9 protein-coding genes and 1 pseudogene are annotated in these 7752 nt (G+C 74.3%); 5 read left to right on the top strand and 5 right to left on the bottom strand.

Features of this window, described 5'->3' with window-relative positions; all coding sequences use genetic code 11:
- The 3 genes and pseudogenes from DMH08_RS37185 to DMH08_RS37175 form a co-directional block, all read right to left on the bottom strand.
- Window positions 1–239 (bottom strand): annotated as a pseudogene (locus DMH08_RS37185) (hypothetical protein); the annotation flags it as partial.
- Window positions 236–1117: an ABC transporter permease subunit gene (locus tag DMH08_RS37180; RefSeq protein WP_125620899.1), complete on the bottom strand. Its 882-nt coding sequence runs from the start codon at window positions 1115–1117 to the stop codon at window positions 236–238. The gene DMH08_RS37180 and the pseudogene DMH08_RS37185, both read right to left, overlap by 4 nt.
- Window positions 1114–2019 carry an ABC transporter ATP-binding protein gene (locus DMH08_RS37175; protein WP_026402089.1) on the bottom strand — a complete coding sequence of 302 codons (906 nt, stop codon included), beginning with the start codon at window positions 2017–2019 and terminating at the stop codon, window positions 1114–1116. Before DMH08_RS37175 ends, DMH08_RS37180 begins: the two co-directional genes overlap by 4 nt.
- Window positions 2020–2177: 158 nt before the next feature.
- On the opposite strand from DMH08_RS37175, the gene DMH08_RS37170 reads away from it, so the two are divergent.
- Complete coding sequence (locus tag DMH08_RS37170; RefSeq protein WP_026402090.1) at window positions 2178–3332, top strand: sensor histidine kinase; 1155 nt, start codon at window positions 2178–2180, stop codon at window positions 3330–3332.
- The gene (locus tag DMH08_RS37165) at window positions 3329–4003 is read left to right on the top strand and encodes a response regulator (protein ID WP_026402091.1); all 675 of its coding nucleotides are present in this window, start codon (window positions 3329–3331) and stop codon (window positions 4001–4003) included. The genes DMH08_RS37170 and DMH08_RS37165 overlap by 4 nt, the downstream gene beginning before the upstream one ends.
- A 7-nt stretch (window positions 4004–4010) precedes the next feature.
- Here DMH08_RS37165 and DMH08_RS37160 read toward each other — a convergent pair whose 3' ends face one another.
- On the bottom strand, window positions 4011–4913 hold the full coding sequence (locus tag DMH08_RS37160; protein WP_034517550.1) for a TIGR03620 family F420-dependent LLM class oxidoreductase: 903 nt from the start codon (window positions 4911–4913) through the stop codon (window positions 4011–4013).
- 87 nt (window positions 4914–5000) lie between these two features.
- Between DMH08_RS37160 and DMH08_RS37155 the strand changes: the two genes are divergently transcribed.
- Window positions 5001–5717 carry a TetR/AcrR family transcriptional regulator gene (locus DMH08_RS37155; protein WP_233618041.1) on the top strand — a complete coding sequence of 239 codons (717 nt, stop codon included), beginning with the start codon at window positions 5001–5003 and terminating at the stop codon, window positions 5715–5717.
- A 3-nt stretch (window positions 5718–5720) separates the two neighbouring features.
- On the opposite strand, the gene DMH08_RS37150 is transcribed toward DMH08_RS37155, so the two are convergent.
- Window positions 5721–6380, bottom strand: coding sequence for an alpha/beta fold hydrolase (locus tag DMH08_RS37150; RefSeq protein ID WP_233618040.1), 660 nt, complete (start codon window positions 6378–6380; stop codon window positions 5721–5723).
- A gap of 158 nt (window positions 6381–6538) precedes the next feature.
- Here DMH08_RS37150 and DMH08_RS37145 point away from each other — a divergent pair, with 158 nt between their 5' ends.
- Window positions 6539–7135, top strand: a complete 597-nt coding sequence (locus tag DMH08_RS37145; protein WP_125620895.1) for a DUF4291 domain-containing protein — start codon at window positions 6539–6541, stop codon at window positions 7133–7135.
- A gap of 80 nt (window positions 7136–7215) precedes the next feature.
- Window positions 7216–7749, top strand: coding sequence for a hypothetical protein (locus DMH08_RS37140; protein ID WP_125620893.1), 534 nt, complete (start codon window positions 7216–7218; stop codon window positions 7747–7749).
- Window positions 7750–7752: the final 3 nt, after the last annotated feature.

Below are 7752 nucleotides of genomic sequence, written 5' to 3'. Positions count from 1 at the left end.
CCCACCCACCCGGCGAGCTCCAGCACCGGGCGGATCGCCACCTGCGCGCGGTCGTCCGCGCCGAGGCCGTCCCAGGTCCGGGCGAGCTGCGCCGCGAGCAGCACGACGAACAGGGAGAACGCGACGGCCGTCCCCAACACGCCGTAGGTCGAGCGGACCGAGCGCAGCTTCCGCCACTCCGCCGCCACCGCCCGGCCCAGCGCGCTCCCCGCCGGGACGGGCGCGACCGCGCCGGTCACGCGTCCCGGCGCGCGAACGCGTACGCCCCGGCGCCCAGCATGACCGCGACGTAGACGACGAGCAGCGCCGCCGCGGCGGGCCCGGACAGCCCGCCCTCGCCCGCCGTCGACCCCGGCACCGGCGCGACCTGGTTCGGGAAACCGGCCGGCAGCAGCCACCAGATCCGGTCGTCCCACGGCGCCGGCAGCAGCCGCACGAGCGGCGGCGCGACGAACACCAGCCCCATTCCGATCGTGATCGTCGCGGCCGTCGAGCGGAGCAGCGCCGCCATGCCCAGCGTCATCAGCGTGATCGCCGCCGCCGTCACGGCGATGGCGACCGCGTTGGCGGCGTGGTCGGCGAGCGGGCCGTCGAACCCCGGCATCGGACGGTCGCCCGCGATGGCCCGTCCCGCCAGCAGCGCCGCAGCGAGGCTCACCAGCGCGGCGGCGCCGACCAGCCCGGCCGCCGCCAGCGCCTTGGCGCCCAGCAGCGGCAGCCGGCGCGGCATGGCGGTGAGGCTCGTGCGGATCATCCCGGTCGCGTACTCCGACGTCAGCGTCAGCGCGCCGAGCACCACGGCGCAGACCGGGAGCACCGCCGTGAGGAACTGCGTCGGCGGCGCCGGGGCCAGGTCCGCCCGCTCCGCGGCGGACAGGCCCTCCCAGTACCGCACCGCGTACAGGGACCAGAGCAGGCAGAACAGGAACGCCACCCCGATCGCCGCGAGGATCGCGGCCGTCGACCGGACGGTGCGCAGCTTGTGCCACTCCCCGGCGATCGCGCCCGTCCACGTCCCGCCGGACCTCGCAGCGGAGCCCGCCGCGCGGCCGTGCGCCGCCGCGGCGTCCCCGGCCGGGAACCCCGCCCGGCGTTCGCCCGTGCCGGTCCCGCTCATCGCGCCACCGACCCGAACTCGGCGCTGTCGGCGGTCAGTTCCATGTACGCCTCCTCCAGCGACGCGCTCTGCGCCGCCACCTCGTGCAGCGGGATGCCGTGCGCCGCCGCCCGGTCGCCGATCTCCGCCACGTTCAGCCCCGTCACCGTGAGCGCGTCGCCCTGCGCGGTCTCCACGCGCCCGCCGGCGGCCGCGAGCACCGCCGTCAGCTCGTCCGGGCGCGGCGAGCGCACCCGCACGCCCCGCGCGAACCGGTCCGCCAGCTCCCGGACCGACGTGTCCGCGATCAGCCGGCCGCGGCCGATCACGATCAGCCGGTCGGCGGTCATCTCCATCTCGCTCATCAGGTGGCTGGAGATCAGCACCGTGCGGCCCTCCGCCGCGAGGGACCGCATCAGCTCGCGGATCCAGCGCACGCCGTCCGGGTCCAGGCCGTTCACCGGCTCGTCGAACAGCAGCACGCCCGGGTCGCCCAGCAGCGCCGCCGCGACCCCGAGCCGCTGCCGCATGCCCAGCGAGAAGCCTCCGACCCGCTTGCGCGCCACCCCCGCCAGGCCGACGAGCTCCAGCACCTCCGCCGTCCGGCGCGGCGCGACGCCGTTGCTGCGCGCCAGCCAGCCCAGATGGTCGATCGCCCGGCGGCCGCCGTGCACCGCGCCCGCGTCCAGCAGCGCACCCACCTCGAACATCGGCCGCCGCAGCGCCGCGTACCGGCCGCCGTTCACCAGCGCCTCACCGGACTCGGCCCTGTCCAGGCCCAGCAGCATCCGCATCGTCGTCGACTTCCCCGCGCCGTTCGGCCCGAGGAACCCGGTCACCGTCCCGGGCCGCACCGTGAACGACAGGCGGTCCACCGCCGTCGTCGCGCCGTAGCGCTTGGTCAGCTCACGTACCTCGATCATGCCGTCCACGGTCGTCCCCCGACGGCCCCGCGCGCATCGGAACGCGGTCCGGACCGCGCCGTACGCCCGTGGTCGGAGACCGCCCGGGCGCCTCCGACCACGGTCCGACGCCCGCCGGGCGGACGCGCCCGCGCGCGGCATCCCGATACCGTTGCGACGTGCACGAGCCCGATGCGCGCGTCCCGCCCGCCCCGCTCGGCCCGCGGGTCGCCCGGTCCAAACTGATCGCCCTCGACGCCGCCGCGGCGCTGCTCTACATGCTCGTGATGCTCGCGTCCGCGGGCCCCGGCGTCTCCGCGGTCACCGCCGGCCCGCTGCTCGCCGCGTCGGGCCTCCCGCTCGCCGTGCGGCGGATCTGGCCCGTCCCCGTGTTCGCCGCCGTGCTCGCCGCGTCCGCCCTGGCGCTGCTGGCCGACATGCCCTCGGACGCCTTCGTCGCCGCGGCCTACGCGCTCTACACCGTCGCCCTCACCCGGCGGCGGCGGAAATGGGTGCCCACCACCCTCATCGGCATGCTGAGCTGCGTCGTCATCCTCGGCGCCGCCCTCTTCGGGCCGATCGGGTGGCGGGCCGAGCGGCTCGGCTTCCTCGTGCTCGGCCTCGCGGTGCTCGGCGCGTCCTGGGCGCTCGGCCGCACCGTCCGCGACCGCCGCGAGCACGCCGCGCGCTTCGCCCGCGAACTCGCCGACCGCGCCGTCGGGGAGGAGCGGCTCCGCATCGCCCGGGAACTGCACGACATCGTCGCCCACAGCATGAGCCTCATCGCCGTGAAGAGCGGCGTCGCCGTGCACGTCGCCGAGGCGCGCCCCGCCGAGGCCGTCGACGCCCTCCGCGTCATCGAGGCCACGAGCCGCGGCACCCTCGCCGAGATGCGGCACCTCCTCGGCGTCCTGCGCGCCGACGCCGCCGGCGAGGGGGCCCTCACGCCGCCCCCGGACCTCGCCGCCCTCGACGGCCTCGCCGAACGGGCCGCCATGGCGGGCGTCCGCGTCGACCTCGACGTGCGGGCCGGCGACGTCCCCGAGAGCGTCGCGCTCGCGGTCTACCGCATCGTCCAGGAGGCCGTCACCAACGTGGTCAAGCACGCCGCGCCCGCCCGCTGCCGGGTCGGGGTCGTCGCGGGCGGCGGCCGCGTCGGCATCGACGTCACCGACGACGGCCCGGGCACGCGCGTCCTGCCCGGCGGCCCCGGCGGCGGGCACGGGATCATCGGGATGCGCGAGCGCGTCATGATGTACGGCGGCGAGTTCAGCGCCGGGCCCCGGCCCGAGGGCGGATTCGCCGTCAGCGCCCGATTCCCCTACGAAACGTGAGCACCGTGGAAGAACTCCGCGTCCTCGTCGCCGACGACCAGGCCCTGGTCCGCGGCAGCTTCGGCGTCCTCATCGACACCGCGCCCGGGCTCCGCGTGGTGGGGGAGGCGGGGAACGGCGCCGAGGCCGTCGAACTCGCCGGGCGCGAACGGCCCGACGTCGTCCTCATGGACGTCCGGATGCCCGAGATGGACGGGCTCGAGGCCACCCGCCGGATCTGCGCGGCCCACCCGGACGTCCGCGTGCTGATCCTCACCACGTTCGACCTCGACGCCTACGTCTACGGGGCGCTGCGGGCGGGGGCCAGCGGCTTCCTGCTCAAGGACACCCCGCCCGCCGATCTGCTGTCGGCCGTCCGGGTGATCGCCGAGGGGGAGTCGCTGCTCGCGCCCACGGTGACCCGGCGGCTGATCGCCGAGTTCGTCCGCGGCCCCGGCCCCGTGCGGCCCGCGCCCGACGGGCTCGGCGCCCTCACCGCGCGGGAGCGGGAGGTCCTCACCCTCATCGCGCGCGGGCTGTCGAACGCCGAGCTGGCCGAGCACCTGCACCTCAGCCCCGCCACGGTGAAGACGCACATCGGGCACCTGCTGGCCAAGCTGCACGCCCGCGACCGCGCCCAGCTCGTCATCGCGGCCTACGAGACCGGGCTCGTCCGGCCGACGGCCCGCTGAACCCGGCTCACAGATCCCGAAGGACGGGCGCGAGGCGCTCGTACCCGTCGGCGGCCGACGCGAGGTCGGGGGCCAGGACGGACACCGCCACGTGATCGGCGCCCGCGTCCAGGTGCGCGCGGACGCGGCGGGCGACCGCCTCCCCGTCGCCCCAGGCGAAGCAGGCGTCCACGACCTCGTCGGTGCCGCCGCCCTCGACGTCCGCATCTCCGTAGCCCAGGTCCCGGAGCGCGCGGACGTAGGGGGAGCCGGGCATGGACAGCAGGCCCGTGCCGCGCGCGATGCCGCGCGCCGCCGCCGCGTCCGTCTCCAGGATCGCCGACTGCATCACCGCCACGAGCTTCCCCTCGCCGAGGCGCTCCCGCGTGCGGCGCGTGTGCTCGGCGGGCATCGCCGCGGGCAGCGCCCCGTCGGCGCGCTCCCGGGCCAGCTCCTGCATCTTCGGGCCGAGCGCGGCCAGCAGCCGGGGGAAGGGGACCTCCGGCGCGGGTGCCGTCCCCGCGGCGGCGTCCATCCCGTCCAGGTACTCGCGCGTCCGCGCCAGCGGGCTCGTCCACTTCTGCCCGCTCTGCTCGACCATCATCGGCATGCTGACGCCCACGCCCAGCGCGAGCCGCCCCGGGTACGCGTCCGCGAGGACGGACGCGGCGCCCTGCATGGCGGCGGGATGCCGCGCCCAGAGGTTCGCGACCGACGAGCCGAGCACGATCCGCTCGGTGGCGGCGAGCATCACGCCGAGCTGCGCGAACACCTCCCGGCCCCCGATGAGCTCGTTCACCCAGAGCGCCCCGTAGCCCGCGTCCTCCACCCGCCGCGCCGCCCGCCGCCACTCGTCGGCCGGCGCGATCGGCGTCATGAGCACCGCGCCGATCCGCCCCAGCCGCCGTGCCTTGTCCACCGTCGTCGTCATGACTCTCCCGTAGAATCGGAACGTATCACCCGCTTAGGACCGTACCGGAACGATCGCCCCGGTTGTCAACGGAAGGGAGCACGGCCCGTGCCGACCGATCGACCGCCCATGCGCGCGGACGCCCGCCGCAACCGGGAACGCATCATGGACGCGGCCCTGGAGGCGTTCGCCGCGGACGGGAGAATCGTCCCGCTCGACGAGATCGCGCGCCGCGCGGGTGTCGGCGCGGGCACCGTCTACCGCAACTTCGCCACCAAGGAGGCGCTGTTCGAGGCCGTGGTCGCGGTCCGCATCCGGGCGATGGTGGACGAGGCCCGGGCATTGGCCGCCGCGAACGACCCCGGTGCGGCGTTCTACGACTTCGTCGCCCGGGTCGTGGAGGAGGCGATGGTCAACCACGCGCTGTGCGAGGCCCTCATGGAGCAGGGGGCGAGGGTGCTGGAGGGGGAGTGCATGGACGCGGCGTTCACCGACGCCCTGGACGTGCTGCTCCGCCGGGCGGCCGAGGCCGGCGCCGTCCGCGGGGACGTGAACGTCCACGAGGTGCGGACGCTCGTGAACGGCTGCATGGCGATGGAGCGCTTCCGCCGCGCCGCCGTCCCGCCGCGCCGCATCACCGCTCTGGCACTGGACGCCCTGCGCCCGGACGTGACGAAACCGAGTAACGAAACGAAAGTGTCACGAAAGGTCGGCGCCTGCGAGATCTGCGACCGCCCCCTGGCCAGTTCGCGAACCGGCCGCCCCGCCCGCTACTGCGGCCCGGCCTGCCGCCAGAAGGCGCACCGCCGCCGCACGCGCGGCTGAACCTCAGGACACCGCCCGCACCAGGCGCGCCGCCAGCTCCCGCGGATGCCCGAGCGCCACCAGATGCCCGCCGGGCAGCTCCTCGACCGGGATCCCCAGCCGGTCCCGGACGACTCCCCGCTGCCATTCGAGCGGGAACAGCCGGTCGTCCCGCCCCTGCAGGAACACGGTCGGCGTGCCGGGCCACGCCTCCAGCGGCCACGGCTCCTCGAACGGCGCCGACGACTGCGGCGGCTCCTCCCGCATCGCCTCCGCGACCACGTCCGGCGGGACGTCATGGAAGAAGATCTCCATCGGGTCCAGCTCCTCGGCGGGTGTCCGCCCCTGCCGCACCGCCAGCTCGGCCGCCGCCCGCGGCTGCCCGGTGTTCCCCCACCATTCGGCGCCCGTCTCCCCGGGTACCGGCACCATGGCGTTGACCAGCACCAGCAACTCCACGGGCACCCGCGTGCACACGAGCGGCGCCGTCAGCCCGCCCATCGACTGAGCGACCAGCACCACGTCCGTCCTGTCGCCGATCGCGGACACCACCGCGTCGGCGTACTCCCGCAGCCCCGCGGAGTCGTCGTCCGCCGGAAGGTCGACGGCCACCACGTCGTGCCCCCGCAGTTCGGGAATCAGCCGATGCCAGTACCAGGCCCGCCCACCGGCCCCGGGAATCAAAACGAAGGTAGCCACAATCACAGCCCCCGAACGGAAACGACCCTCGACGGGCAGACTACCCCCGCCCGGGCCCGCGACACCGGCCGATAAATGCGTTGACCGCCCATGCAGCGAACGCCACCATGCACCGCGACGCCGCCCCTCGACGAAGGCATGACATGACCGTTCCGCTCCGGCAGATCCGCGCCGAACACGACCGTGACTCGATCACCGTCTACCAGGCGTACCGGCCGGAAATCGGCACACCCGCCACCGCCCACGGCACGTTCGTCGAACCCTTCTCGCGCAACCGGATGACCTGGATCAAACCCTCCTTCCTCTGGCTGATGGCGCGCAGCAACTGGGCCCGCAAGCCGGGCCAGGACGTGATCCTCGCGGTCCGGCTCACCCGCACCGGATGGGAAGAGGCCCTCGCCCTGGCCGTACCCACCCGCGCCGACCGCCGGACCTTCCGCGACTCCGACGAATGGCGCCGCCGTTTCGCGAACTCGACCGTCCACGTCCAATGGGACCCGGAACGCTCGCTGCGCGGACAGAAACTCGAACACCGCAGCATCCAGATCGGCCTGAGCCGCCACGTGATCGACCGTTACGTGGACGACTGGATCCTCGGTATCGAGGACCGCACCCCCCTCGCCCGCCGCATCCACCGCCTGCTTCAAGACGGCCAGGCAGCGAAAGCGAGAAACCTCCTCCCTTCAGAACGCCCCTACCCCCTCCCCTCCAACCTGGCCAAGAACATAGGCGCAACCTGAACACCTTCGAGCGCGGAAAACCGGCCCTCGAAATCACGAATCATTGGCCACCACGCTGGTCGATATCCCACGATGGGGACATGGCTCAGAATCCCGTGCACACCGACGACGACATCGCCGCGCTCACCGCTCGAGTGATCGACGAATGCGGCGCGCTGGTCATCATGAAGGCGGACCCGTCCGACACCGACGATCTGGTTCGGCGCCTCGACCGGGACCTCGACGCGGCCTTCGGGGACGAGTCCACCGAAGTCACGGTGCGCATGGTCCTGGGCTCGGCCTGCACGACCGCGGCCAGGGCCATCGAGCACTTCGTCGCCGCCCTCCAACTGCCGTACGCGGCGACGCGAGGCTGGACGGACTTCGGGGAGGCCCTGAACGACCGTTCCACCAACGCGGAGTGCATCGTCATCACCGAGGCCACGCAACTGCTCAAGCACGAGGACTACGACCTGTGGCAGGAGCTGATCGACGGCCTCGGCCCCCACGATCACCGCTCAGGCTGCCTCTACCGCGGCTGGCGCACCCTGGTCCTGATCGACACCGAGTTCCGTTGGAACGAATGGGTGTTCAACTCCGCACACCACGCGCCCCCCACCCCCACGAACCCATAACAC

The organism is Actinomadura sp. WAC 06369, assembly GCF_003947565.1.
Taxonomy (GTDB): domain Bacteria; phylum Actinomycetota; class Actinomycetes; order Streptosporangiales; family Streptosporangiaceae; genus Spirillospora; species Spirillospora rifamycini.
The sequence above is the reverse complement of the archived record's forward strand: the minus strand, read 5'-3'. Positions and strand labels throughout refer to the sequence as shown.

Coding starts and splice junctions, on each gene's coding strand:
- DMH08_RS37180 (WP_125620899.1), bottom strand. CDS start 1,117: ATGAGCGGGACCGGCACGGGCGAACGCCGGGCGGGGTTCCCGGCCGGG.
- DMH08_RS37175 (WP_026402089.1), bottom strand. CDS start 2,019: ATGATCGAGGTACGTGAGCTGACCAAGCGCTACGGCGCGACGACGGCG.
- DMH08_RS37160 (WP_034517550.1), bottom strand. CDS start 4,913: ATGACGACGACGGTGGACAAGGCACGGCGGCTGGGGCGGATCGGCGCG.
- DMH08_RS37145 (WP_125620895.1), top strand. CDS start 6,539: ATGACCGTTCCGCTCCGGCAGATCCGCGCCGAACACGACCGTGACTCG.
- DMH08_RS37140 (WP_125620893.1), top strand. CDS start 7,216: ATGGCTCAGAATCCCGTGCACACCGACGACGACATCGCCGCGCTCACC.